The organism is Qipengyuania xiamenensis, from assembly GCF_019711495.1.
Lineage (GTDB): Bacteria > Pseudomonadota > Alphaproteobacteria > Sphingomonadales > Sphingomonadaceae > Qipengyuania > Qipengyuania xiamenensis.
The window spans coordinates 760,317-785,468 of record NZ_JAIGNM010000001.1 but is presented as its reverse complement, the minus strand read 5'-3'; the positions used below and the strand labels follow the sequence as shown (position 1 = coordinate 785,468).

22 protein-coding genes, 1 tRNA gene and 1 other RNA gene are annotated in these 25,152 nt (G+C 59.8%); 19 read left to right on the top strand and 5 right to left on the bottom strand.

Features of this window, described 5'->3' with window-relative positions:
- Window positions 1-53 precede the first annotated feature (53 nt).
- Window positions 54-1,070 (top strand): polyprenyl synthetase family protein, encoded by a 1,017-nt coding sequence (locus tag K3165_RS03895; protein WP_221547501.1) that lies wholly within the window; start codon window positions 54-56, stop codon window positions 1,068-1,070.
- A 48-nt stretch (window positions 1,071-1,118) separates the two neighbouring features.
- Here K3165_RS03895 and K3165_RS03890 read toward each other — a convergent pair whose 3' ends face one another.
- Window positions 1,119-1,922, bottom strand: a complete 804-nt coding sequence (locus tag K3165_RS03890; protein ID WP_221547500.1) for a hypothetical protein — start codon at window positions 1,920-1,922, stop codon at window positions 1,119-1,121.
- Window positions 1,923-2,148: 226 nt separating this feature from the next.
- Here K3165_RS03890 and hrpB point away from each other — a divergent pair, with 226 nt between their 5' ends.
- The 3 genes from hrpB (at window position 2,149) to ffs (ending at window position 5,022) form a co-directional block, all read left to right on the top strand.
- The gene (gene hrpB / locus K3165_RS03885; protein ID WP_221547499.1) at window positions 2,149-4,575 is read left to right on the top strand and encodes an ATP-dependent helicase HrpB; all 2,427 of its coding nucleotides are present in this window, start codon (window positions 2,149-2,151) and stop codon (window positions 4,573-4,575) included.
- 17 nt (window positions 4,576-4,592) lie between these two features.
- A complete protein-coding gene (locus tag K3165_RS03880; protein ID WP_221547498.1) occupies window positions 4,593-4,871 on the top strand; it encodes an ETC complex I subunit in 279 nt (92 codons plus the stop codon).
- A gap of 56 nt (window positions 4,872-4,927) precedes the next feature.
- An RNA gene (gene ffs, locus K3165_RS03875) (signal recognition particle sRNA small type) lies at window positions 4,928-5,022 on the top strand.
- A gap of 1 nt (window position 5,023) precedes the next feature.
- Here the strand turns inward: ffs and K3165_RS03870 are convergent.
- On the bottom strand, window positions 5,024-6,130 hold the full coding sequence (locus tag K3165_RS03870) for a hypothetical protein (RefSeq protein ID WP_221547497.1): 1,107 nt from the start codon (window positions 6,128-6,130) through the stop codon (window positions 5,024-5,026).
- 85 nt (window positions 6,131-6,215) lie between these two features.
- On the opposite strand from K3165_RS03870, the gene K3165_RS03865 reads away from it, so the two are divergent.
- From K3165_RS03865 to K3165_RS03850, 4 genes are all read left to right on the top strand, one after another.
- A complete protein-coding gene (locus K3165_RS03865) occupies window positions 6,216-8,066 on the top strand; it encodes a DNA polymerase III subunit gamma/tau (RefSeq protein WP_221547496.1) in 1,851 nt (616 codons plus the stop codon).
- A 10-nt stretch (window positions 8,067-8,076) separates the two neighbouring features.
- Window positions 8,077-8,418, top strand: a complete 342-nt coding sequence (locus tag K3165_RS03860) for a YbaB/EbfC family nucleoid-associated protein (RefSeq protein ID WP_221431535.1) — start codon at window positions 8,077-8,079, stop codon at window positions 8,416-8,418.
- A gap of 136 nt (window positions 8,419-8,554) precedes the next feature.
- Window positions 8,555-10,951: an endopeptidase La gene (gene lon / locus K3165_RS03855; RefSeq protein ID WP_221547495.1), complete on the top strand. Its 2,397-nt coding sequence runs from the start codon at window positions 8,555-8,557 to the stop codon at window positions 10,949-10,951.
- A gap of 244 nt (window positions 10,952-11,195) precedes the next feature.
- Window positions 11,196-11,468: an HU family DNA-binding protein gene (locus K3165_RS03850; protein ID WP_221431532.1), complete on the top strand. Its 273-nt coding sequence runs from the start codon at window positions 11,196-11,198 to the stop codon at window positions 11,466-11,468.
- A gap of 80 nt (window positions 11,469-11,548) precedes the next feature.
- Here K3165_RS03850 and K3165_RS03845 read toward each other — a convergent pair whose 3' ends face one another.
- Window positions 11,549-12,403 carry a hypothetical protein gene (locus K3165_RS03845; RefSeq protein WP_221547494.1) on the bottom strand — a complete coding sequence of 285 codons (855 nt, stop codon included), beginning with the start codon at window positions 12,401-12,403 and terminating at the stop codon, window positions 11,549-11,551.
- A gap of 21 nt (window positions 12,404-12,424) precedes the next feature.
- Entirely contained in the window at window positions 12,425-13,216 is a 792-nt protein-coding gene (gene rlmB / locus K3165_RS03840) for a 23S rRNA (guanosine(2251)-2'-O)-methyltransferase RlmB (protein ID WP_221547493.1), read from the bottom strand.
- A gap of 153 nt (window positions 13,217-13,369) precedes the next feature.
- On the opposite strand from rlmB, the gene K3165_RS03835 reads away from it, so the two are divergent.
- The 4 genes from K3165_RS03835 (at window position 13,370) to K3165_RS03820 (ending at window position 17,196) form a co-directional block, all read left to right on the top strand.
- Window positions 13,370-13,455 (top strand) — tRNA-Tyr (locus K3165_RS03835).
- Between the two features lie 187 nt (window positions 13,456-13,642).
- The gene (locus tag K3165_RS14155; protein ID WP_221547492.1) at window positions 13,643-15,361 is read left to right on the top strand and encodes a DUF6538 domain-containing protein; all 1,719 of its coding nucleotides are present in this window, start codon (window positions 13,643-13,645) and stop codon (window positions 15,359-15,361) included.
- Window positions 15,361-16,515, top strand: coding sequence for a hypothetical protein (locus K3165_RS03825; protein WP_221547491.1), 1,155 nt, complete (start codon window positions 15,361-15,363; stop codon window positions 16,513-16,515). The genes K3165_RS14155 and K3165_RS03825 overlap by 1 nt, the downstream gene beginning before the upstream one ends.
- Before the next feature lie 39 nt (window positions 16,516-16,554).
- Complete coding sequence (locus K3165_RS03820; RefSeq protein ID WP_221547490.1) at window positions 16,555-17,196, top strand: recombinase family protein; 642 nt, start codon at window positions 16,555-16,557, stop codon at window positions 17,194-17,196.
- A 198-nt stretch (window positions 17,197-17,394) separates the two neighbouring features.
- Here the strand turns inward: K3165_RS03820 and K3165_RS03815 are convergent, their stop codons facing one another.
- Window positions 17,395-17,634, bottom strand: coding sequence for a helix-turn-helix domain-containing protein (locus tag K3165_RS03815; protein ID WP_221547489.1), 240 nt, complete (start codon window positions 17,632-17,634; stop codon window positions 17,395-17,397).
- 131 nt (window positions 17,635-17,765) lie between these two features.
- On the opposite strand from K3165_RS03815, the gene K3165_RS03810 reads away from it, so the two are divergent.
- The 7 genes from K3165_RS03810 to K3165_RS03780 all read left to right on the top strand — a co-directional run bounded on the left by K3165_RS03810 (window position 17,766) and on the right by K3165_RS03780 (window position 25,119).
- Window positions 17,766-18,179, top strand: a complete 414-nt coding sequence (locus K3165_RS03810; protein WP_221547488.1) for a hypothetical protein — start codon at window positions 17,766-17,768, stop codon at window positions 18,177-18,179.
- 116 nt (window positions 18,180-18,295) lie between these two features.
- Window positions 18,296-19,477 carry a hypothetical protein gene (locus K3165_RS03805; protein WP_221547487.1) on the top strand — a complete coding sequence of 394 codons (1,182 nt, stop codon included), beginning with the start codon at window positions 18,296-18,298 and terminating at the stop codon, window positions 19,475-19,477.
- A gap of 198 nt (window positions 19,478-19,675) precedes the next feature.
- Window positions 19,676-20,107, top strand: a complete 432-nt coding sequence (locus tag K3165_RS03800) for a hypothetical protein (RefSeq protein WP_221547486.1) — start codon at window positions 19,676-19,678, stop codon at window positions 20,105-20,107.
- Window positions 20,108-20,402: 295 nt separating this feature from the next.
- Window positions 20,403-21,512, top strand: a complete 1,110-nt coding sequence (locus tag K3165_RS03795) for a serine hydrolase domain-containing protein (RefSeq protein WP_221547485.1) — start codon at window positions 20,403-20,405, stop codon at window positions 21,510-21,512.
- Between the two features lie 263 nt (window positions 21,513-21,775).
- Complete coding sequence (locus tag K3165_RS03790; RefSeq protein WP_221547484.1) at window positions 21,776-22,417, top strand: hypothetical protein; 642 nt, start codon at window positions 21,776-21,778, stop codon at window positions 22,415-22,417.
- A gap of 75 nt (window positions 22,418-22,492) precedes the next feature.
- On the top strand, window positions 22,493-23,398 hold the full coding sequence (locus K3165_RS03785; protein WP_221547483.1) for a porin family protein: 906 nt from the start codon (window positions 22,493-22,495) through the stop codon (window positions 23,396-23,398).
- A gap of 170 nt (window positions 23,399-23,568) precedes the next feature.
- Window positions 23,569-25,119, top strand: a complete 1,551-nt coding sequence (locus K3165_RS03780; protein WP_221547482.1) for a S8 family serine peptidase — start codon at window positions 23,569-23,571, stop codon at window positions 25,117-25,119.
- Window positions 25,120-25,152 lie beyond the last annotated feature (33 nt).

Sequence of the window (25,152 nt, the reverse complement as noted above, 5' to 3'; positions counted from 1 at the left end):
TCATCAAAACCGGACTTGCCAAGAAAGCATAGGCAGGACATGGCCAAGCTGTAATGACTGCCGACGTCGTCCCCCTTCCGCGAAAAGGGCCAGAGCCCTCGATCGAGCCCATGCTGGCGCTGACCGCCAACGGCATGAACCAGGTCAACCAGGTCATCCTCGACCGGATGCAGAGCGAAGTGCCGCTCATTCCGGCGCTGGCCGGACACCTGATCTCGGGCGGCGGGAAGCGCCTTCGTCCCATGCTCACGCTCGCCGGTGCCGAACTGGTCGGATATACCGGTGCGCGTCACTACAAGCTCGCCGCAGCGGTCGAGTTCATCCACACTGCCACGCTGCTGCATGACGATGTCGTCGACGGCAGCGACCTGAGGCGCGGCAAGGCGGCGGCGAACATCATCTTCGGCAATCCCGCGACCGTTCTGGTCGGCGATTTCCTGTTCAGCCGCAGTTTCGAGCTGATGACCGAGGACGGCAGCCTGAAGGTTCTGAAGATCCTGTCGGGCGCCAGCGCGATCATCGCCGAGGGCGAGGTCGACCAGCTGACCGCCCAGCGCAAGATCGACACCAGCGAGGAACGCTACCTCCACATCATCCGCGCCAAGACCGCGGCCCTGTTTGCAGCTGCCAGCCGCATTGCCGCGGTGGTCGCAGAATGCAGCGACGAGGAAGAGAAGGCGCTGGACGAATACGGCCGCAACCTCGGCGTTGCCTTCCAGCTTGTCGACGACGCGCTCGATTACGATGCGGACGCGGCCCAGATGGGCAAGGATCGCGGCGACGATTTCCGTGAAGGCAAGATGACCCTGCCGGTCATCCTCGCCTATGCGCGCGGCAGCGAGGAAGAGCGCGAATTCTGGAAGGCGGCGATTGCAGGCTTCCGCACCTCGGACGAGGATCTGGAACACGCCATCAGCCTGATCGATCGCCACAAGGCGGTTGCCGATACCAAGGCGCGTGCGCGCCATTTCGCGCAGCGCGCGATCGATGCGCTTTCGATCTTCCCCGATGGCCGTGCACGCCAGGCGATGACGCAGGCCGCGCTCTTCGCCGTTTCACGGGGCTACTGACGAAACATCCGGCCCGCGCGATGCAGGCCGGATGCTCCATTTTTCTGCTTACTGACGCGTTGCGGTCCAGCGAACCACGCTGCCGTCGCGTGCTCCGGACGAGACGCCGGAAAGCGTGTTGCCGTCGATGGTGATGTCCGTGCTCGAAAGCGTTTCCCCGTCGCGCGAATAGGTTTCGCGGAAGGAATTGTCGGACAGACGCTCTACCGCCACCATGACACCCGAATCGCTTCCTTCGATGGCGACGGGATCGCCGCCAAAGGTCGCCGTCCAGCTGTCGCCATTGCCGGTGCTGGTTAGCGTGTCGCCGTCCACGGCGTAGGTGAAGGTAAGGCCTTCGTCATTGATATCGGCCACATCGCTTACAGCCCATTCACCGGACATGGCGTGCGAGCCTTCCGCACCGGCTGCCGTACGCGTGTACATCGTCTTGCCGGTGACAGGCGTGTCGCCGCCAAGGTCGGTCCATTCGGCGGTCGCGGTCTGTCCGTCATCGCTGATGGTCCATGTCGCCCCGCCGAGGTCCTTGTCGCCCAGGCGGCTGGCGAATTTGACGGTGTTGTCGTCGACCACTTCGATCATCTGGCTGTCGACGCCCGGCCGGTCGACCGTTTGCCACTCGCCATTGGCGGCATAGCCATAGGGCGGGGTGCAGCTGTCGCACTGGAACTGCCCGTCGGCGAGCGTGAAGTTGCGATTGTCGTTTTCGAACGAGGCGCTGTCGAGATCGACCTTCCAGGTGCCCGCAATGCCGCCTTCTTCGGCGGCGACCTCGGTTTCCGGTGCTTCGCCGCACGCGGCCATGCCCATCGACATCGTTACTGCGGCGAGCGCAGTCATCATCTTTCTCATGTGTTTCTCCCTTGCTTTGCGCCCCTTGACCGGCCCGCCGATTGACGGTGCTGCGGTAAAAAGACCCCACCCCCTCCACCCGAATGAAGAAGCAAGGACGCGGCTGGATACCAGCAATTCCGGCGTTTCACCAAATGCAATGATTTCGGGACGTGAATTCAGCGGCTTGCGCAAAGGTTACCCCCATGGGGCTGTGCGCGTGGCCGATCTGTGCGAATAGCGTGCCGTGACCGAAAGCCTGCCGATTCACGACGTACTGCCCGACCTGCTCGCTGCAATGTCCGAAGCGACTGCGGCGGTGCTCGTTGCGCCTCCCGGGGCCGGCAAGACGACGGCAGTCGCACCCGCCCTGATCGGTGAGGACTGGTGCAATGGACTGGTGATCCTCACATCGCCCCGCCGCGTTGCTGCGCGGGCTGCAGCCGAGCGGATGGCCCAGATGCTCGGCGAAAAGCCCGGTGAGACGATCGGCTACCTCACGCGTCTCGATACGAAGCGTTCGGCAAGGACGCGCGTCCTCGTCGTGACCGAGGCGATCTTCGTGAACATGATCCTCGACGATCCTGAACTGGAAGGGGTCTCGGCGGTACTGATCGACGAGGCGCACGAGCGGCATCTCGATACCGATTTCGGCCTTGCTCTCGCCCTCGAAAGCCAAGGCGTGCTGCGCGAGGACCTGCGCGTGCTGGTCATGTCGGCGACAATCGACGGGGCGCGCTTCGCTTCGCTCATGGGCGAGGGCACGCCCGTCATCGAAAGCGAAGGTCGGGCCTATCCGCTCGACATACGATGGCTTGGCTCGTCGCCGCAGGAGCGGATCGAAGACGCCATGGTGGCAGCCATCGCAAGCGCCTGGCGCGAGGAGGAAGGCGACATCCTTGCCTTCCTGCCGGGGGTCGGAGAGATCGAACGCACGCGTGAGCGGGTGGAAGCCCGCCTGCCGAAGGCGCTCGTCCTGCCGTTGCACGGACAGGTCCAGCCAGCCGACCAGCGCGCTGCAATCAGGAAGGATCCCGAGGGGCGCCGCCGGATCGTGCTTGCCACGGCCATTGCCGAGACTTCGCTCACCCTCGACGGCGTGTCGGTGGTGGTCGATGCGGGCCTATCGCGCCGTGCGGAATTCGACCGGGCTGCAGGAACCACCCATCTCGTCACCCACCGCGCCAGCCAGGCCGCTGCTGCTCAGCGGGCCGGACGTGCGGCACGGCAGGGTCCGGGCACTGCGTATCGCTTGTGGGAGGAAGGCGGCCATGCCGGTCGTCCCGCATACGATCCGGCCGAGATGGAGATCGCCGACCTCGCGCCGCTCGTGCTCGATCTGGCGAAGTGGGGGACCGGCGATCCGGCTAGCCTGCAATGGCTCGATACGCCTCCTGCAGCCTCGATCAGTGCTGCGCGCGAGATGCTCAGGTCGCTTGGCGCTCTGGACGAGGACGGGCGGATCACAGGGCGTGGGAAGCAGCTCGCGAGCCTGCCGCTCGATCCGGCATCGGCCGCGATGGTTCTCTTCGGTGCGGAGAGGGGCGAGGCGCAGACGGCGGCGCGGCTGGCGCTGCTCTTGCAGGAGCGGGGCCTAGGCGGACGCGGTGAAGACCTCGAGGCGCGATTGCAGCGCTGGAATGCCGACAGGGGCAGCCGTGCGGAGGCAAGCCGGAAACTGGCTGGGCGATGGGCGAAACAGGCGGAGGCGCTGGTAGGAGAGAAGGGCTCCGACGACGTGCCACCCGCGATCCTCCTCGCGGCGGGGCGCCCGGACTTCATCGCCAAGCGCCGCGATGCTTCCGGCGAGAACTGGATTGCGTCGGGAGGGCGCGGATTCATTCTCGATCCGGCATCGCCGCTCGCACGCGCGGAGTTCCTGGTGATCGGGGATGCACAGGGGCAGGCGAAAGGCGCCCGTATCACGGCGGCGATCGCTCTGGAGGAGAGTGAACTCACCGGGTGGCTGGGTGACAAGATCTTGCGGAAATCGGTGCTGCGCTGGAAGAACGAACGCGTCGAGGCGCGGCTCGAGAGGCGGCTGGGTGCAATCACCCTTGCCAGCGGGCCGGATGCCGAGCCCGACGCGCAGGCAGGTGTGGACATGCTTGTGGACAAGGCTCTGGATAACCTGGCAAAACTCCTGCCGGGCGAGCTTCTCGCGCGGGCAGCTTTCATCGGCCTCGAGAGTTTTTCCGAAGAACGACTGGCTGAAACAGCCGATATCTGGCTCGCGCCATTGCTGGCTGGCCGGCGCGACCTGGACATTCCCAAGGGGCGGCTGGTCGATGCGCTTCTCGGTGGTCTCGACTGGAACGACCGCCAGCGCCTCAATGCAGAAGCGCCGCGCGAATTCACTTCGCCTGCAGGCACGACCCACCGGATCGATTACACGGGTGACGATGCACCCAGCGTCGAAGTCCGTGTGCAGGCGCTGTTCGGCCTCGAACGCCACCCGATGGTCGGCAAGACGCCGCTCCTGCTGAAACTCACCAGTCCGGCGGGACGCCCGATCCAGTCGACCCGCGACTTGCCCGGATTCTGGCGTGGAAGCTGGGCCGATGTTCGCAAGGACATGAAGGGCCGGTACCCAAAGCATCGCTGGCCGGAGGAACCTTGGGCCGAAAAGCCGAGTTTGAAGACCAAGAACGCCTTTTCAAAATCCGGCGGCTGAATTAAGGGGCGCTCACTATGGCTGCACGTATCTACCAAAGACCGCAGAGCGCGATGCAATCGGGCAAGGCCCGCACCGACGAGTGGATGCTCGAATTCGAACAGTCCGAAGCGCGCCGCGCAGACCCGCTCATGGGCTGGACCGGCAGCGGCGATACGCAGGCCCAAGTGCAGCTCACATTCCCGAGCAAGGAAGAGGCCAAGGCCTATGCCGAAAAATACGGCATTGCTGCCCGCGTTCACGCAACGCCGCCGCACACTCTGAAGCTGCAGGCCTACGCCGATAATTTCCGCTAATCGCTTCGCTTGAAATGCGGAGTTGAAATCTGGGCAAACCGCCGCCATATGGCGCGCCGGGAGTCGGGTGGACGTTTGCGTTCGCTCACCGGGTCAGGTCCGGAAGGAAGCAGCCCAGGTGAATTGCGGCGGGTCGCTCGGCTCCTTTTCCACTAGTCCAGCGATATGCCTTTCTCTCTCGCGGCGCGTTCGAGCGCCGTGATTGCAGCGCTGTTGCCCTGACGACCTGCTTCGTCGAATTTTACGATCAGGTCCTGCATGCGGATGGTGGCAAGGCAGAAGCCTGCGCGATCGCCTGCTTCACGGGTGTCCCACATTGCCTTGCTGACCTCCAGCGCCTCCCCGAAGCTATCCATTGCGCCGAGCATCGCGCTCGCAAACCCGCCTGCGCCGTCCGAGCCCATCATCAGGCCGATGATTTCCTCGGGAGTGAATTGACCGGACTCGTCCAGCTTCCAGCCCAACCATTGCACGAGCCGCGAATAATAGTCCTGCCGGCGCAAGAGCGCGCTCAGGTAAGTCGTGGCAGGACTGGTATCGGACTGGTCCCAGATCTGTGCGGTGAAATTCGGATCGCCACATTGCTGCGCGCCAAAGCGGGGCGGAAGGGGGATCTCGTCCTGCTCGGGACGCGGTGTTCCATCGGGCAGCTGGCCGAAGGCTTCACCGACCATGTCCATGGTAATGTCCGCCACCCCGCAGGTCAGTGAAACGTCGCCCATCGAATAGGAGATGGACAGCATCTGGCGCTGCTGTCCGCTCTCGGTTTCGATTTCCCGTTCGAAAACATAATCGCCGTAATAGGCCATGAGACCGATCGGCAGCTCATCCATGTCGAGGGTTATAGGCTGCCAGCCTTCTTCCGCGATCGTGGGTGCCAGTCCATCGACGAATGCGTGGTAACCGGCCTCCACGTCGTCCCCCCTGCCGACCGCGACCCAGTAGGACATCCATGCCATTCGGTCCGACCACGGTGTAGAGCGGGGGCGAGCTTCCTCGAACGGAGCCATGCGCCCGGGCAGGACGAAGCTCATGTCGAGTGTTTCCATGATCCTGCTGCTGAGCGGGACCCCGGTCTGACCCCACTCATACTGCATCGCGCCGTTTGTCGAGCACATCCGGCCGAGGACCGGCGCGCTGAAGCTTTCGGGCGGTGCTCCCAATACACGATGCGTTTCGGTGTCGACCGCGAACAATTGGGCATGTGCAGGCTGGGCAAGCAACGCGGTTGCAGCGACGAGTAGATTCTGAATTTTCATAAGAATTGCGACCCCCATGGAAATTCCGTGCTTAATTTCCATCGGGGGCTTCGACAAGATCGGAAGGCTGTCCTAGACAGGTGGCATGGGTGATTCACCGGACAATACCGACGGCCTTCCCTGGGAGACCGATGCGCAGGACGATGCGCCGAGCGCCGCCGAACTCGAAGCGGCGGGGCAGAATTCGATGTTCGGAGATGCGCCCGAGCCCGCTTCCGAGCCGACACCGGCGCCTCCTGCAGCGGAAAAGCCTGCTGAACCCGAGCCTGTCGCAGTGGAGGCGGGTCTGGTGGAGCCTGCCGCAGCACCGACCGAAGCCGCGCAGCCCTATCGCGTGCTTGCGCGCAAGTACCGCCCGCAGACTTTCGCCGAACTGATCGGCCAGGATGCGATGGTGCGTACGCTGGCCAATGCCATCGCGCGCGACCGGCTGGCGCATGCCTTCCTGATGACCGGTGTTCGCGGGGTCGGTAAGACTTCGACCGCGCGGCTCATCGCCAAGGCGCTCAACTGCGTGGGTCCGGACGGGCAGGGCGGTCCGACGATCAGTCCCTGCGGCGTGTGCGAACCCTGCACGGCGATTTCGGAAGGCCGCCATATCGACGTGATCGAGATGGACGCCGCCTCGCATACCGGCGTCGACGATGTGCGCGAGATCATCGAGGCGGTGCGCTATGCGGCGGTCTCGGCGCGCTACAAGATTTACATCATCGACGAGGTCCACATGCTCTCGCGCAACGCCTTCAATGCGTTGCTCAAGACGCTGGAGGAACCGCCCGCGCATGTGAAATTCCTCTTTGCCACGACCGAGGTCGACAAGCTTCCGGTCACCGTGCTCAGCCGGACGCAGCGCTTCGACCTTCGCCGCATCCCGGCCGAACTGCTCGAAGCGCATTTTGCCGAGATCTGCCGCAAGGAAGGAGTGGAGGCCGAGGGCGAAGCTCTGCACATCGTGGCCAATGCTGCCGAAGGTTCGGTGCGCGACGGCCTCTCGATCCTCGACCAGGCTATCGCCCATGCCGACATGGACACGGGCGGCAAGGTCACCGCCGAACGCGTGCGCGATATGCTCGGCCTTGCCGATCGCGGGGCGCAGCGGCGCCTGTTCGCGCATATTCTCGATGGCGATGCCAAGGCAGCGCTGGCCGCTGTGGACGATCAGTACGCGCTCGGCGTCGAACCGCTCGCTTTGATGCGTTCGCTGATGGATCTCACCCACCGCATCGCCCTTGCGCAGGTTGCCGGCGGCGAGGCCGACGGGACGACCGCAGAAGAACGCGAGCAGCTGACCGAATGGGCAAACCGCCTCGAAGTCGGGCAAGTTCACCGCCTCTGGCAGCTCCTGCTCAAGGGGCATGACGAGGTCCGGCAGGCGCCCGATCCGCTTGTCTCGGCGCGCATGGCACTCCTGCGGGTACTACATGCATCGGGCATGCCCGATCCGGGCAAGCTGGCGAAGAAGCTGGAAGAGCTCGCTTCGCGCGCGCCCTCCGCTCCGGCTGCTTCCGGCGAGAGTGGCGGCGAGGCACCTGTGGCCTCGCTCGACTGGGAAGAGCTGGTCGAGAAGGTCGACAATGCCGGACAGATGCAGGCCGCCAATCTCATGCGTTATCAGGTGCGGCCGATTACCGTTGAAGACGGACGTCTGGTCTATTCGCGAGACGAACGCTTCGACCAGGATATCGAGCCGATCCTCAAGGACGCGCTCTATGCTATTTCGGGCAAGCGCTGGCAGCTTGAAACCGGCGATCCCGCGCTGGCTGTGCCCTCGATCGAGGAGGCAGCACAGGCCAAGATCGAGGCGGCGAAATCCGCCATGCGCGAGCATCCGATGGTAAAAGCGGTTGAAGCCGCCTTTCCCGATGCCGAAATGTTGGAAGACGGCGCCGAACTCCCCCCGCAGCGGCGCGAGGTTCCCTGGAACCGCAGAGCATAAGGAAGTACGCATGAAATCGATGGAAGAAATGATCGCCGCTGCGCAGAAGGCAGCCGAGACGATCCAGACCCAGATGAACGACGTGCAGGCGAAGCTCGACACGATCGAGGTCGAGGGCACTGCAGGTGGCGGCCTCGTAAAGGTTCGCGCTACGGCTCGTGGCCGCATCATCGGCGTCGAAATCGACGAGAGCCTGATGAAGCCGGAAGAAAAGCAGATGACCGAAGATCTCGTCACTGCCGCTTTCAACGATGCACGCGACAAGGCCGATCGCAAGTCGGCCGAAGAGATGCAGGCGATCCAGGGCGGTATGGGCCTGCCGCCGGGCATGAATATCCCCGGTTTCGGCTGATCCTGACCCTCTGGCGGCGTTACGCACCGCCAATCCCCAAGATTAGACGCCTCCCGCGTTGCGAAGCGCGGGAGGCGTTCCCATATTCGGTGCCAACACACGGTCCTTTGTCGGACCGCAGATGGACTGAATGCATATGACCGAGACCTTTCCCCTCCTCCCCCTTCGCGACATCGTCGTTTTCCCCGGCATGGTCGTCCCGCTTTTCGTGGGACGCGACAAGTCGGTGGCGGCGCTCGAAAAGGCGATGGAAGGATCGAAAGACATCTTCCTGCTTTCGCAGCTCGACCCGGGCTGTGACGATCCGGAAGGACCGGACCTTTATGATACCGGCGTGATCGCGCAGGTTCTGCAGCTGCTGAAGCTGCCCGACGGCACCGTTCGCGTGCTTGTCGAGGGGCAGGAACGTGCCAAGCTGGAAGCGCTGCACAATGCCAGCGACCATGTCGCAGCCGAAGTTACCATCATCGAGGAACCGACCGCATCGGGTACCGAGATCAGCGCGATGATGCGCCAGGTGGTCGCGCAGTTCGGCGAGTATGCGAAGCTCAACAAGAAGATCGGCGAGGACGCTGCCGAACAGCTCGGCGAGATCGACGATGCCGGCGAACTGGCCGATACGATTGCCGCCGCGATCAATGCCAAGGTTTCGGACAAGCAGTCGCTGCTGGTCGAGCCCGACCCCTTGAAGCGCCTCGAAATGGTCATGTCCTTCATGGAAGGCGAACTGTCGGTGCTGCAGGTGGAGCGCCGCATCCGTGGCCGCGTAAAGCGGCAGATGGAAAAGACCCAGCGCGAATATTACCTCAACGAACAGCTGAAGGCGATCCAGAACGAGCTGGGCGATGGCGACGAGGACGGCGGCAACGAGATCGCTGAACTGACCGAGAAGATCGGCAAGACCAAGCTGTCGAAGGAAGCCAAGGCCAAGGCCGAAAGCGAGCTCAAGAAGCTCAAGGGCATGCAGCCGATGAGCGCCGAGGCGACCGTCATCCGCAATTATCTCGACGTGCTGCTCGGCCTGCCCTGGGGCAAGAAGAGCAAGGTCAAGAGGGACATCGGCAAGGCGCAGGAGATCCTCGATGCGGATCACTATGCGCTGGAGAAGGTCAAGGACCGGATCATCGAATACCTCGCCGTGCAGGCGCGTACCAATAAGCTGAAAGGTCCGATCCTGTGCCTCGTCGGCCCTCCGGGTGTCGGCAAGACCTCGCTTGGCAAGTCGATTGCCAAGGCGACGGGCCGCGAGTTCATTCGCCAGTCGCTGGGCGGCGTGCGTGACGAGGCCGAAATTCGCGGCCATCGCCGCACCTATATCGGCTCGCTTCCGGGCAAGATCGTCACCAACCTCAAGAAGGCGGGCAAGAGCAATCCGCTCTTCCTGCTCGACGAGATCGACAAGCTGGGCCAGGATTTCCGCGGCGATCCGGCTTCGGCGCTTCTCGAGGTGCTCGACCCTGAACAGAACAACAAGTTCCAGGATCACTACCTGGAGCTGGACCTCGACCTGTCGGACATCATGTTCGTCACCACGGCGAACAGCCTCAACCTGCCGCAGCCGCTGCTCGACCGCATGGAGATCATCCGGCTCGAAGGCTACACCGAGGACGAGAAGGTCGAGATCGCGACCCGTCACCTGCTGCCCAAGCAGGTCAAGGACCATGGCCTCAAGGACGGCGAATTCGAGCTGACCGAAGACGGGCTGCGCGATCTCATCCGCTACTACACCCGTGAAGCGGGCGTCCGTACGCTCGAACGCGAACTGGCGCGCCTGGCCCGCAAGTCCCTGCGCAAGATCCTCGAAGGCAAGGCCGAGAGCGTGACAATCACGCCGGAGAACCTTTCCGACTTCGCCGGCGTGCGCAAGTTCAAGCATGGCATAAGCGAGGAAGAGGCACAGGTCGGCGCAGTCACCGGTCTCGCATGGACCGAGGTGGGCGGCGAACTGCTGACCATCGAAAGCGTCACCACCCCGGGCAAGGGCGAGATCAAGACCACCGGCAAGCTCGGAGAAGTGATGAACGAAAGTGTCGCTGCGGCATTCAGCTTCGTGAAGGCACGCGCCCCGCATTACGGCATCAAGCCGAGCATCTTCCAGCGCAAGAACATCCACATCCACCTTCCCGAAGGGGCGGTGCCCAAGGATGGCCCGAGTGCTGGTATCGGCATGGTCACATCGATCGTCTCGACCCTGTCGGGCGTGGCGGTGCGCCCAGATGTAGCGATGACCGGCGAGGTCACCCTGCGTGGCCGCGTCCTGCCGATTGGCGGGCTGAAGGAAAAGCTGCTCGCGGCGCTTCGTGGCGGGATCAAGAAGGTCCTCATCCCCGAAGAGAACGTGAAGGACCTCGCCGAGATTCCGGAGAACGTGAAAGAAGGGCTTGAGATCGTACCCGTCGCACATGTCGACGAAGTACTCGAGCATGCGCTGACTTCGCTGCCTTCACCGATCGAGTGGACCGAGGCGGACGACCTTGCCAGCCAGCCGGGCAATGCCCAGCCGGGAAGCGTGTCGCCGCCGACCGCGCATTAACATTTGTTACGCTGCATCGCAGCGAATCGTGACAGGCTTTTCTCCCGTCTTGCCGCTCGCAAGTGCGGTAATCGTCTGTGGCGTGCGCACTTCATCGCAGAAATCGAATTCGTGGGCGAAATTTGGCCGATTTTGGGGGAATTTGCCTTTGACAGATGCGACAAAAGCCTCTCAATTCCCTGCCTCTCGGTGAAGCGATTCACCGGTCGCAATTTAAAACACGAATTGAGGGGGTTCCCACACAATGAATAAGAACGATCTGATCAGCGCGGTCGCAGACGCAAGCGGCCTTTCGAAGAGCGATGCTTCGAGCGCGGTCGAAGGCGTTTTCGATGCTATCACCAAGTCGCTTTCGAACGGCGATGAAGTTCGCCTGGTCGGTTTCGGCACCTTCTCGGTTGCCAAGCGCAAGGCTTCGACGGGTCGCAACCCGCGTACCGGTGAACCGATGAACATCCCCGCTTCGAACCAGCCCAAGTTCAAGGCCGGCAAGGGCCTCAAGGACGCCGTCAACTAAGACGCGCTTCCAGCTAAAAACGAAACGCCGCAGTCACCCATCGTGACTGCGGCGTTTCTTTTTGCTTGCGAGAGAATTACTTATTCGAAAGCGATCAGCGCCGTGGGAGCCTGCTCCGTGCGCGGGCTGATGTTCCAGACGAGCGCCTGACCGCGGGCGTTTGCCTGCGGACCCTCGTCGGTGTTGTTGGCTAGGATCCTGCCGTCGGTGATGATGGTGAAGGTACCTTCGGGCACGACGATCTTGCCCGGCTCCTCGCCTTCGTTCTCCTCGGACATCTGCGCGAGGCCGGCCATTCCTGCCATCATCCCCTGCATCGGGTTGCCGCCGCCCTGCGCAGCGAAGCCGGGCGCATCGACGCGCACCTGCCCGCCGTCGCGCAGGATCACGGTCACGAACATGTTCCCCATCTGCATCTTCTCGATCACCGGGAAGGCGAAGTCGTGGGTCAGCTGGCCCGAGATGCGGAAATCGACATCGAACAGGCCATCACCCTTATAGGTGACCTGTTCCCAGCCGCGCTGCCGCTCGAGCTTGGCGGCCAGTTCCTGGGCGGCCTCCGGGTTCGACGGATCGACGCCGCCGAGGAAGGCCTTCATATCCTCTGCTTCCTCGCGCTGCTTGGCTGCGCGCGCACTGGCTTTGGCGTCCCACTCGGCGCGCTGCTCGTTGACTTCCGCCAGCGTGCATTCGCGCTCGTTGTACTCCTCGTCATAACACTCGGCCTCGAACTCTTCAGGCTTGTCCGCCATCTGCGCGAGCTTGGAGAGTGCCAGCATCTGGATTTCGCCGTCATAGCTATAGGTGAATGTGCCGTTCTGCATGACCTGCAACTCGCTGGTGAAGGCGCCGGGCGACAGCAGGCATCCCGTCAGCGCGAACGAACTTGCAGCGGCCAATGCTGCTGCACGGACCGGCCTTGAAATGAACGACATTGTTTTCCCCCTCGGTTGAATTCAGTTGCGCGTTGCAGCTGCGTATAGCGCAATCGCTGCTGCATTGGACACGTTGAGGCTTTCGATTTCGCTGGAGATCGGAAGCTTCGCCAGTGCATCGCAATGCGTCTGGATGTTGTGTCGCATGCCTTCGCCTTCCGCGCCAAGCACGATTGCGACCGGCCCCTTGGGCAGGGCTTCTGCAAAGGTGGTGTCGGTGTGGCCGGTCAGGCCGATGCGCCAGTATCCCGCCTCTGCCATTTCTTCCATTGCGCGCGCGAGGTTGACGACCCTGATCCACGGCAGGGTTTCGAGCGCGCCGGATGCGGACTTGGCGATCACGCCGCCTTCGGGCGGGGCATGGCGGTCCTGCGTCACCAGTGCGGCCGCATTGAAGGCGACCGCAGAGCGCATGATCGCGCCGACATTGTGTGGATCGGTAACCTGGTCGAGCACCACGATCGGGCGCGCGGGATCGCCGTCGAGGACTTCGTCGAGGAATTTGTCTTCCAGCTGCGCGCACTCGAGCACGAGCCCCTGATGCGGAGCATCCTTGGCAACGAGGCGGGCAAGATCCTGCACGTCGGCATATTCGACGGGGAAATCCGCCGGCAGTTCACCGTCGAGCGATGCGATTCCCTCACGCGTCGCCCACAGCTTGCGGTGCTGGCGCTCGGGGTTCTTCAACGCGGCCTCGACCGCGTGGCGTCCCCAGAGGCGCACCTGTCCTGCACTTGCGCGGCCGCTTCCCCGGCCACCTTTCATGCGGCCTGCCCGACCCCTGAGTGCGCGTTTGCGTTCGCCTTTTGCCATGTGTCTTGTCCTGTAATCCAGATTGCGTGGCGCTCCTGCCAGTGAGGGCATTGACAGGCAAGCGCCGCTTCGCCAAAGGGGCGCCTCTCGGCAGGGGATTGCCAAGCGAATCCCCGCATATTTCTCTTTTCCAAGAGATTTGGCGACCGGTGTGGACAGGTGGCCGAGTGGTTAAAGGCAGCAGACTGTAAATCTGCCCGCGCAAGCGTACGCTGGTTCGAATCCAGCCCTGTCCACCACCGCCTCCTATAAACGGCGGAACTCCGGGCTTCCCAAAAAGGGCTGGTGCTGGCCACCAACTTTTTGCTACATAATCTGCTACACAGTCCGCCGGGATTCTTATGCTCCGACCCGGCCCCGTGCTGCCGAGGGAACAATATCGGCGGGGACGGCCCAAGAGTGGGGTCGACACCGGAGGGCGCCGCAGTGAGCGGAAGCCGTTCTCCTCACCTCAAACGACGGAATGGGATCTATCACCTGCGTGTGCGGGTGCCAGATCGTCTGCGTGATCGCTTAGGCCGGCAGGAAATCAGCAAATCCCTGCAGACCTACTCGCCAACATTGGCGCGTCGTCTCGCAGCTTCCGTCTCTGCCAAGGTGATGGAGACATTTGCAATGCTAGACGAATTTACGAACGTATCGCCCGATGAAGCTCGTGAGCTAATTCAAGCCTGTTTCGCCGATATTCGCCGAAAGGTTGATGCGTTTCCTCCTTTCACGCCCGAAACACCATTTCCTGAGATGGAAGTCGATGAGCAGCTCTTTCTCGCTGGCCAGGAGATAGCCAAGCTAACTCTTGAGCGTGAGCAGCGTGTTTTCTCAAAGAGTACCGCGAACCAAGCTCAACGTGCTTTGGCGCTTCGGGGCATCGACATGAAGTTAATTGCACCGGGAGCTCGAGCGCGGCTGTTGGATGGGTTCGCTCGAGTCCTCATTGAGCAGCAGCATATGGTTGTGGCGCGTCTCCACGACCCGTTGGCGGAATACCAGCCGCAAGACTCGTTGTTTAACGAGCCCGTGGGAAATCAGCCAACGCTCGTGCAGCAAGAAGCTGAAATTGGGCCATCAGTCGAGGACTGCGTTACCACCTACCTAGTGGCGAAAAAGCCAGTTTGGGCGGCAAAGACCTACACTGCTCGGGTCAAGCAGCTCGGCTATCTCCAAGAGTTTTTAGGCCCGCAGATGCGCATCGCTAAGGTGTCCACTGCTGACATTCGAAATTTTCGAAATGCATTGAAGATGCTTCGGTCAAATCGTGGCCGATCCACCCAAATGACATTCAAAGAACGCTTGACCGAAAACACCGGTGCGCGCGTCTCAGACAAGTCAGCTTCGATCCTATTTGAGCCTGTCAAAGCCTTCTTCCGATGGGCGAAGGAGGAAGAGGGCATTCTCGCCGAAAATCCAGCCGCAGATGTCAAATGGCAGTCAATGACCACTGGCAAGTGTGCTCTCAAGCGCCGACCATTCAGTGCGCAAGAAGTTGCCAGCTTATTCGGCTCACCCCTGTTCACGGGCTCGAAATCGCCATATCGCCGGTTTCAGCCGGGCAATACGATTGTCGAGGACGCGAAATACTGGATACCGATCATTGGGTACTACACTGGGATGCGTCTCGGCGAGATCGTCCAGTTGCACATTTCCGACGCTGTTATCGACGCAGAGGTGCCTCATTTCGATTTGAATGAAAATTCGGGTTCAGGTGATCCAAAGCACATCAAAACTGACGCCGGCATCCGCAAGGTGCCGATCCATCCTGACGTGTTAACATTGGGCTTCGCCGCTTTCGTCGAGAAACGCCGGAAGTGGAACAAGCCCAGCAAGCGGATTTTCTCGGAGACCACGCTTGGCGCTGACGGGCAAGCGTCCACGCAGTTTTCGAAATTCTTTGCCAGACTGCTGGACATCGTGGGCCTAACCGATCCGGCGTTGACCTTCCACAGCTTCCGACATGGGGCAGAGGACGCTTTCAGGAATGCCAACCTTCAGCAATATACGATCGACAGCATCATGGGACACAGCGATGGAAAGGTGAGTGCCTCTTACGGGGAAGGGCCAAGCCTTGCCCTCAAAGTCGAAGCCGTCGAAGCAATGAAATTGCCCGTGTCGCTTGTCTCGCTTCTCAAGCCGAAAGGAGACGAGTGATGCCTGTGCAATTGAACCAGCCGGGTCAGCTAGCATCGTTCCCTCTAACAAGCCCCCCAAAGGGCTACGAGCTTGAGAGCCATGAATGGATTGCGAGTGAAATTAACTTCACTGATCGGAAGGTCGGTATCACATATCCGTTCCCCGACATGATCGATCTAGTTGCTCCAGTTTCAGAACATACTCTATGTTTCCCCGACCAATCTTGGAAGTCTCCGCTTGAAAAAGCCCATCAGCTCGATCAGGAATTGAAAGAGCATCTCAAAGCATTTCCTGCGATTGACGGGATCAAGCTCACCCGCTGCTGGCCCCCGCATAGTCCGGCGAAAGCTATAATCCAATTTGAGTTCGCTGGCGTTCACCTAGGTTTGGTCGAGCTCTGGCGAACCAACATAGATCAATTTCCAAGTTGGTCGCTGAGACTAGAATTCAACCCTAGACAACTCGGCATGGACGGCATGAATCGTCTTTCCCACCTGTTCGAACTAGCGTTCGGTATGCTCAGCCTCGCCGGAATTTTAAAGTCGTCTAAAGTCTCCCGTCTCGATGCGTCGGTGGATGTTTTAGGTGTCCAGCCCATCGATCTCATAACGCGCATCAAGAACGCCGGAAAAACCGGGTCGTATCACTCCAGCAGCGGTGCATTAGAAACAAAGATGTTTTTCGGTGCGAAGCAGCCATCGGCAAATCCGTTGAAGACGGTCGGCCCCCTCAGACTGAAAATTTACGACAAGGTTGCAGAACAAGAAGCGAAATCGAAAAAGCCGCTGTTTAACTCCCCACGCGCTACACGGCTTGAGTGTTCAAGACGGTGGAAGAGCAATCGCCCGTCACTCGCGCAAATCCTCAAAATCAAAAATCCGTTTGAGGGTGTTGAAGTAGCTTACTCTGGTCGGGCCGATCTCATTTGCACACCGGTTTGGAGGCGAACGCTTGAGCGAGCAATAGTCTACGGGATCGACAACATACCAGTCGAACCGCCGCTTGCTCAAAGTCTCAAATTTATCTCGATCTACAAAACCATCCAGCCTGATATTCTTTCTGCGAAAAGTTGGGATGATTGGAGTCAAGGGGTCGCACTGACTGGCCTTACAAACTGGATCAAGCAAACCTGCGAGGACGATTTCTCTTCCCTGTCATTCTATTTTGAATAGCGTTTTACGCATTATCCAACCCTTATCTGTTTGGGCTAAATGCAAAAATTCGTCTCTTACCTTCGTGTTTCCACCAACCGGCAGGGTGTTTCCGGCCTAGGTCTCGATGCTCAACGACAAACCGTAGCGTCCTACCTAGCCGGAAATACCGGAGAACTACTGGAGGAGTTCGTCGAGGTCGAATCTGGCGCGAAATACAGCCGGCCAATCCTCGATGCCGCTCTGGATGCTTGCCGACGAAACAAAGCGGTTCTTGTAATAGCGAAGCTCGACCGCCTAGCCCGTAACGTCGCTTTCATCTCGCAGCTGATGGAAACGCGGGTGGAGTTCGTCGCCTGCGACGCGCCCTATGCTAATCGACTGATGCTCCACATCCTATCGGCTTTCGCCGAACACGAGCGTGAGCAAATCTCAGCAAGGACAAAAGCAGCTCTCGCCGCAGCAAAAGCCAGAGGAGTGAGACTCGGCAAAAACGGCAAAAACTTGGCTCGGCAGAATCGAAACGCAGCAATCCAGTTTGCCGAAGGAATCCGGCCAGAGTTCGAAGCACTGTTTTTAGCGCCGGATCGGACGCTTACATCTGTGGCAGAGCAGCTAAACTTGTCGGAGATTCCGACTAGAGAGGGAACGCGATGGACCGCCACTCAGGTGGCCAGAGTGGCACGATACCTCGACTTGTGATCCCTGCGAACAAGGTTTGGCCCGTTGTCAGAATTTAACTAAAAATTCGAGATAATACGGAGAAGATGATTGGGGACTCGCCGGGTGTGTCGCAGCTGCCTAATCCTGTGTCCCTGTAGCTCTAGATCGGCGAAATTTGTGCCAGCTACTAGACAACCTTCTGGCCACGATGAGGCGTGATGGAAACAGCGACCGGAGCTAGACTTCTTTAGCAAGCAGCGAGATCACGTCCGCTGGATCGTGGCCGAGAGCGTGCATCCACTCGCAAAACTCAAGAACATCGAGGCGCCGCTCTCCGCGTTCGATCTTGGATATAAATGATTGGGTCCGTTCGATCCTTTCGGCGAGGTCTTGTTGTGTCAAACCCCGAGTAAGTCTCATTTCGACGAGCTGCTCCAAAAGCTTTGCCCAGGCCGCTGTGTGCATTGATTTTGCCATCGGCCGAACGTCCCTCCTTGGAGGGCACATCAGCTAAAGGCCAAAATCGAATAGTCGAAAATGGACTATGCATCGGTGGCTAGCTGGTTATCGTGGCGATGAGAATTGGGGTTAGCGAGGGAGATTGATATATGACCACCACGAAAGCCCGCCGCATCTGTCTTTTGGCGACATTCACACTTTTTACGAGTGCTTGCGGTAGCGGAGAGCCTGATAGCGAGTCTAATCCGGATTTACGTGACCCAGCGACACTTGCTCAGTTTGCTACCTTGTCGAAGTACAAGATCGAAGAACGACTACGCGATCCTTCCAGCGCGATTTACCGATCGGTGAAAATCTATGAGCACCCAAACTCAGATGGTGGGGTGGTATTTTGCGGCGAGGTCAACGCGAGAAATGGTTTCGGGGGAATGGTTGGCTTCGAACGTTTTGTGGCACATCCGACAACTGCGGCGCTAGAGAGTATGGGGCCTGCTGAATTTCAGAGCGGCTGGAACAAGTTTTGTGCGAGTTCCCGCTTCATCGAAACTGCTGCGTGGTTTTGACAAGACATAGTTGCTCATTTGTTATCTCTGCCGCTGTTGCCGAGTCGTGCAATTAATTTCACTTCCAAGCAGTGAGTCAATGAATACGTTTCTCCTTATAAAACAAGGAGATTTGTATGTTCGACGTGTGGGAATCGATCCACCAGCTAGGTCAGCAGTGCTTGATCAGGGCAGTGACGGAGCCAGCAATCGACAGCGAAGGTGTCGTCAAAGACTCGATTCTAAGATCGATCGATAGGCTTCTCTGGGACGAAGTCGAAAGCGCAGTTTTCGAAAGCCGGGTGCGTCCCTTTCAGCACGATTCACTCTACACCGCAGACAAATGGTTGACGACGAGCGCACTCCAAAAGTGCATCCGTCGTGGCCATAGTGAGTTGGCTGAGCGATACGTTCGCAGCGGTGTCCGCATTGATGCCGACCATACGTTTCGCCGACTTGCCATCATCGCGCTTGAAGATGTGGGTCTCGGCGACCTGAAATTAATCGCTACGACCCTAGCCATTCTCGGCAACAAGCTGCGCCGACGATCTCTTGGCGAGGAAAGGCTCGCCGTTCACCTCGCTGTTCAAATGAGCAGAGCCATCAAAAGCCGACTGTCATGTGAAATGCTCAGCCTCGTCGAATATGACAATGAGGCCGGCAAGATTGCCGAACGGGTTTCCGGCCTCGATGCAGTAGCTCTGTCGAACATAGTCCAAAGCGAGGACTTTGGATCGACAAGGCAACTCGTTTCGCTCTGGCTGCTCCATGGAACTGACCGACTGCGCAGCCGACAACTGGTCTCGATTGCAGGGCAAGGACAACGAGGGCTGCTGAGGTTGCTGATCGACCAGAGCGCACCCCTGATCTTTCACTACATCGTTCGGATGGGGCTCAGCCGTTGTCGAGACAGCTTGGCGTTACCCTACGTATTGCTGGCAAAATTCGCCGACCAAAACCCCCTATTGTGCACTGTTCGCGGTGAGACACCAAGACCAACGCTGATCGGCTCTTATCCCTACTTCGCCTACGACATGCACACGAGGATCGGTCGCCGAGCAATCAAAGAGTTTGAATTTTGCTTCGGTGAGGAGGTTCGGTCGATGGGAGTGCGCGACGTAGGAAATTTGGTTTTCGCGCTTGAGGGTGGCCTTCTTGATGAACGGGTCATAGGCTGCGGAGCCGACGATATTCATCAGACTTCCACTTGCCTCGAAGTATTCGAACAACGTCACCTGGGCTCAGATATTGGCAATTCCTTCGCCGACCTGACCTCCAATCTACAGGAAATCCGACGCCGAGCCGCTGTCAGCGCCTGACAGCGGTTGAAAGGCAACCGCCCTCATCACTTTTCCTCCAGAATGGTTTTGCCGCTATGTCGGACTTTGGGAGCGATTGCGGACAGTCGGTTTATGGGTCATTCCACCGAAAAGCGGTCATTCCGCTAACGACCCGATTGCGGACATTGAGACCAAACAGCTAGTCAACTGGCTTCATGCGAATTTGGAGGGTGTGTGATGGAATTTCCGAAGGGGTCGCTCAATCTCTATGTAACAGAGATTGGCGAACCATCAGAGAATGAACTTCGGATAGTGGTGGCGGAGGGACTGCTCGGGGAATCCACCGCCATTGAGTTTGCGGGTCACGACCTAGGCGAAGGGCGACCGATAGAAATTACAGACGCCTCCCGCCATTTCGAAATTAGGTGGGCCAGCTATGTGGCCTACGCGGTTAGAGATGAAAGCTATTGGAAGGCAGAGGAGGGCGAGCCGCCCTTAGGCGATCACCTTGACAGACGGTATGGCACCGCCTTTCAACGCTACGTCTCTGAGACAACCTTCGCGGATGACGAATACCCCGGCCCTCTAGAGCACTGGTGCCTGACAACCCTGAATCACATTGTGGATGTGATTAGCGTCGGCCCTCCCAGAGTAATGCGGCGGAGCTAATGACCGCAATCCACCCATCTGACGACAGATTCACCGAGCTAGCGATGTGCCAAGAGCGGACCGCCAGCTAACGACCCGATTGCGGACTTTTTTGCACTTGGAGTTCCCGGCCAAGAAACTGCCTTTCGGCTCCGAAAATCGGTCGATCATGCTTCGACCAGTCCCACTGTCGAAGCCTATCGACGGTTGATCGGCGCGTTATTGAGCGGAGAGCTGGTTCTTGCTTTGCGACCGAATGAAACATTCGAGGGGGACCTTCTTGCGACCGACATACTTCCTGCTTGGGGCTGCGACCATGCTGTGCGCCAGCACCGCTACACTCGCTAATGGTCCTGCAGCCGAAGTCGAAAGGCCGTCAACGACGCCTGAGGGCCTCGCCAGCGCCTTCGCAACGCAACTGAGCGAGGATCCGGATGTCCCGGCCTTCGCCATCGCAGTGGGTAGCTGCAAGTCGATCGATGTGCAGATGGGCGGGCTGCGGAAAGTCGGAGGCGAACAGCAAATCGGCTCCTCGGCGCGATTCAATATCGGCTCGAATGCCAAGTCGATGCTGGCGACCGTTGCCGCAAGGCTCCATGACCGTGGCGTGCTTTCGCTGGATTCGACGGTGGAGGAAATCTGGCCTGAAGCGGCTCAAAAACATCCGGACAAGGCAGATATTACGCTCGCTCAGCTTTTTGCGCATAGCAGCGGCATGCCTGCGTTCGACAAAGGCAGCGATCTGGAGCGGGTGCCCCCGTTCGAAGGAGCCAAACAAGAAATTCGCCGTGCCGCAGCCGAATGGTTCCTGATGCAGCCGCTGGAGACGACACCGGGCGAGGCAACTTCATACTCCAACGCCGGCTACGTGATTGCCGGGTATCTCTTGGAGCACGGCACCGGCACTCCTCTCGAGACGCTTCTGGAAGCGGAGGTGTTCGAACCGCTGGCGCTCGACGCCTCCCTGGGTGAACCGCGCCACATGACCGGAGCGCAGCCTTGGGGCCATTATGTCTCGGGAGATGTGGTCGTGGCTTACGAAGAAGCCGATCCCCCCATACCGCCGTTCTTGGAAGCCGCCGGCAATGTTTCGCTCAGCCCTCTGGCATATGCGCGCTATCTGCAGGCTCAATTGTGCGCGTTGAATGGGGAATCGGACTTCATCGCCCCGGATACAGCACGACGCCTGCATCGACCGACAAAGGAAGGCGGCAGTGCGCTGGGTTGGGGCGTCACGGAGCTGAACGGGGCGCCCGTCAGCTTCCACGTGGGAGGCACCGGCGATTTCACGGCTTATGCCGCGCTTTCGGGTCCACTGGACAGATTGGCGTTTGCAATCCTCAACGTCGGCGGCGCGCCGGCGCAACAATCACTGCAATGGCTGATTGAGGTGATGAGCTTACCGGACACCGAAGCAAGACAATAATGCGAAGATCAGCCTTTTGTCCTCTTCCCACCCAGTTCATGACAGATTTGTGGGGCATAACGCCAGCCGAGAGCGGTCGGTCGGCTAACGACCCGATTGCGGACATGCGGGAACGCAAGCGAACTCGTGCTTTTCGATGGCGAACAGTCAGTTCATTTCGAAATTTTTTGGCCTTACGGGAATAATAGGCCCCAGCTTTTCGTCTTCGTCTGGAATGCGCGGAATTGTGCGCATCACGTGTCAGGAAACGAAAGGAACGAAGAATGAAAATGATCGCAAACAGCACCTCGCTTCTTGCGCTTGTCGCTGCAGCGGGACTGGCATCGAGTCCTCTCGCCGCGCAGGGTTCGGAGGACGAATCCGCCGAAATCCAAAACGAATACGATGCCGATGCAGCCGAAGCTGTCGCGGAATTCGAAGAGGAAGTTGCGGAGATCGAAGGCGAGCGTGCGGAAGCGCAGCGCGAGCTCGATGATGTCCTGAATGACGCGACCGCGTCGGCAGAGGATATTGCAGAAGCGCAGGCCGACTTCGATGAGAAAATGGCCGAGCTAGACGAGGAGCTTGCCGAGGCAGAAGCGGAACTCGCCGAGGAACTCGCAGAGATCGAAGAAGATTTGCAGGAAGATCTCGACGATCGGGACGAAGATTACGACGACGATGATCGAGACGAAGACTACGACGACGATCGAGACGAAGACTACGACGACGATCTCGCCGACGCTGAAGAAGATGCTCGCGAAACCGCTGAGGAAGCAGAAGAAGAGGCCCGCGAGGCCGCTGAAGAAGCCGAAGAAGAAGCTCGCGAAGCAGCCGAAGAAGCTGAAGAGGCCGCTCGTGAAGCAGCTGAGGAAGCTGCTGAAGAAGCTGCCGAAGAAGAAGCTGAGGACGAAGTCGACGACTAAGTCGGCGCTCGTTTCTGGTCCCGGGAGGCGCGCCGCTCGCATGTGGCGCGCCTTTGGAATATTGGGAGTTTTACAATGAAAGTATCTTCAGTCGCCCGCGCCCTGGCTTGCTCGACCATCCTGGTTTCGACCAGCGCCTTTGCAGATGATCAATTCTCGCTCGAGCTCGAAGCGGGAACATTCTACGACAGCCAGCTGGTTGTCGATGAAATCGATACGCAGGTTGATGCAGGGGATCTTGCGTTCAGGCTGGGTGCCGATGCCGAATTCGAGGCGATCGACACCGATGCGTTCGAATTGGAGTTCGGTTACAGCTTCGGCCAAACGCTCTACACCGATTCAGACGAGTTCGACCTTCAGTCGCATACGGCCAGTGTCGATTTGGGAACCCGCGTCATCGGCCCACGTGTCGGCGCGCGCTATGCGTTCTCGCATTACCGGCTCGGCGGCGACGCCCTATTCGACATGCACAGCATCACCCCGAGTATCTCGGGTTTTGTGGCCGATGAGCTCTATGCACGCGCATACTACCAGTATGCCGATAAGGACTTCTCGACTCTCGACGAGCGTGACGCCACCGCCAACCAATTGGGCGCGAGCATCTTCAAATTCTACAACGATAACGCCGGCTTCTTCTCAGTTGCTGGCCGCTGGGAGGATGAAGATGCTTTCGATCCTGCGCTCGACTACGACGGCTTCGTGATCGGAGCTGATTGGCGTATTCCGCTTGCCGGTGGCCGCGGCGGCACTCGTCTTCAGCTGGGCGTTGACTATCGCGATCGCGACTACAAGGCGGTCACGCCTTCGATCAACGAGATCCGTACCGAAGAGCGTCTTCGTGGCGAAGCCGAACTGACGGTGCCGGTTACCGAAAGTCTCAGCATCGAAACGGGCTATCGTTATACGAATCGCAATTCGAACCTGCCCTCGGCAGACTACAACGAGCACCGTCTGAGCGCTGGGGTTCTCTTTGAACTCTGACCGGACCTACTTCGCAAACGGCGTGCGGGAATTTTGCAACCTCACAGCAGGGTGCGGATCACTTCTCGCCGCCGTCAGGCGAGCAAGACTTTAAACATTTTCCGGCCGGCATGTGATATCCCATGCGGGCCGACAGGCCTGGGCCGGAAAAATTGAAAAGCGTGAAACCGATGAAAACACTTCTCCCGATCCTCTTCGCAGCGGTGCTTGGATGCTTGGTGGCGGCCCCGGTTTCCGCTCAGGCTTTCGACGACGACATCGAGGATGCGGCTGAAGAGGCTGCCGAAGAGGCGGCCGAAGAGGCGGCGGAAGAAGCGGCTGAAGAAGCAGCTGAGGAGGCTGCCGAAGAAGCTGCCGAAGCCGCCGCAGAGGCTGCCGATGACGCGGCTGAAGATGCGGCAGAGGCTGCTGAGGAAGCTGCCGAGAAAGCCGAGGACCTGGCAGAAGAGGCAGCCGATACTGGCGAGGAGATCGAGGAAGACGCTCTCGAGGCCGAAGAGGAGGCTATCGAGGCCGAAAAGGAGGCTCTCGAAGACGAGGAGGAAGCCTTCGAAGACGAAGAAGATGACGCCGACGCGCGTGAAGACGATGATGAGGACCGGGATGAAGAGCGCTCGGGTTCATCGGATACTCGCGAAATCGAGATCGCAACCGACGAGAACGGCCGCGAAATCCGTTTCGGTGAAAAGCTTGTACTGGTGGATCCCGATGCCGCCGATCGTCTGGAGGCAAACGGATTCAAGATCGTCGAAAGAACCGAGCTTTCGAGCCTCGGCAAGGTGCTCGTCCGGGTCGCCACGGCGGGCCAGGATTTCGAAAGCGAACTCGAACGGCTCGGTATGGGGCGCTCGAACGTAGAGGCCGATAACAATCATATCTACCGTCCCAACGGAAACAGTGGCGAAAGCGCCGGGACAGGCCTCTATCGTCCCGCCTCCTTTCTTCCCCGTCGCACCGCTTCCCGGGTCGCGAACAGCCGGATCGGTCTCATTGATACTGGCCTCGATCTGACCCACCCGGCGCTTGCCGAAAGGCAGATCGAGACGCGCAGTTTTCTTGCCAGGTATGCGTCGGAGCCTACCGGTCACGGAACAGCTGTGGCCTCTATCCTCGTGGGTAAAGGCAGCGGCTTCGAGGGACTGGTTCCCGAGGCCAAGCTTTTTGCAGCGTCGGTCTTCAATACGGCTCCCGAAACGGGTGTGACGACGACCGCAGCCGATCTGGTTCAGGCGATCGACTGGCTGCTTGAAAACCGCGTTGCCATAGCCAACTTGAGCCTATCGGGTCCGCCTAACGCCATCCTGAGAGCAGCGATCAAAAGGGCGCAGGACAGGGGCATGGTGATCATAGCGGCTGTCGGAAACGGCGGCCCGACAGCCGAACCCGCCTATCCTGCTGCCTATCCGGAAGTGATCGCAGTCACCGCTGTCGGGCGTGGGAACCGCGTCTATCGCCTGGCCGGGCGTGGAAGCCATGTCGACTTTTCCGCACCTGGCGTCGACGTCATGAGCGCGCAAGCGGGCACGGATGGGTATCATTCCGAAACCGGCACATCCTTTGCCGCACCTTTTGTGTCCGCCGCATTCCTGCTGCGCTGCGATAGTGGTGGCAATGGCTGTGGCAACTTCCGTCGCCAACTGAGAGTCCTTGCCCGCAACGCCCTCGACCTAGGCGAGAAGGGGCGCGACGATACCTATGGGTACGGCTTGATCCGTCCGTGAGCGTTCTTGGAGCACTTTTTTTTGCGAGCTTGG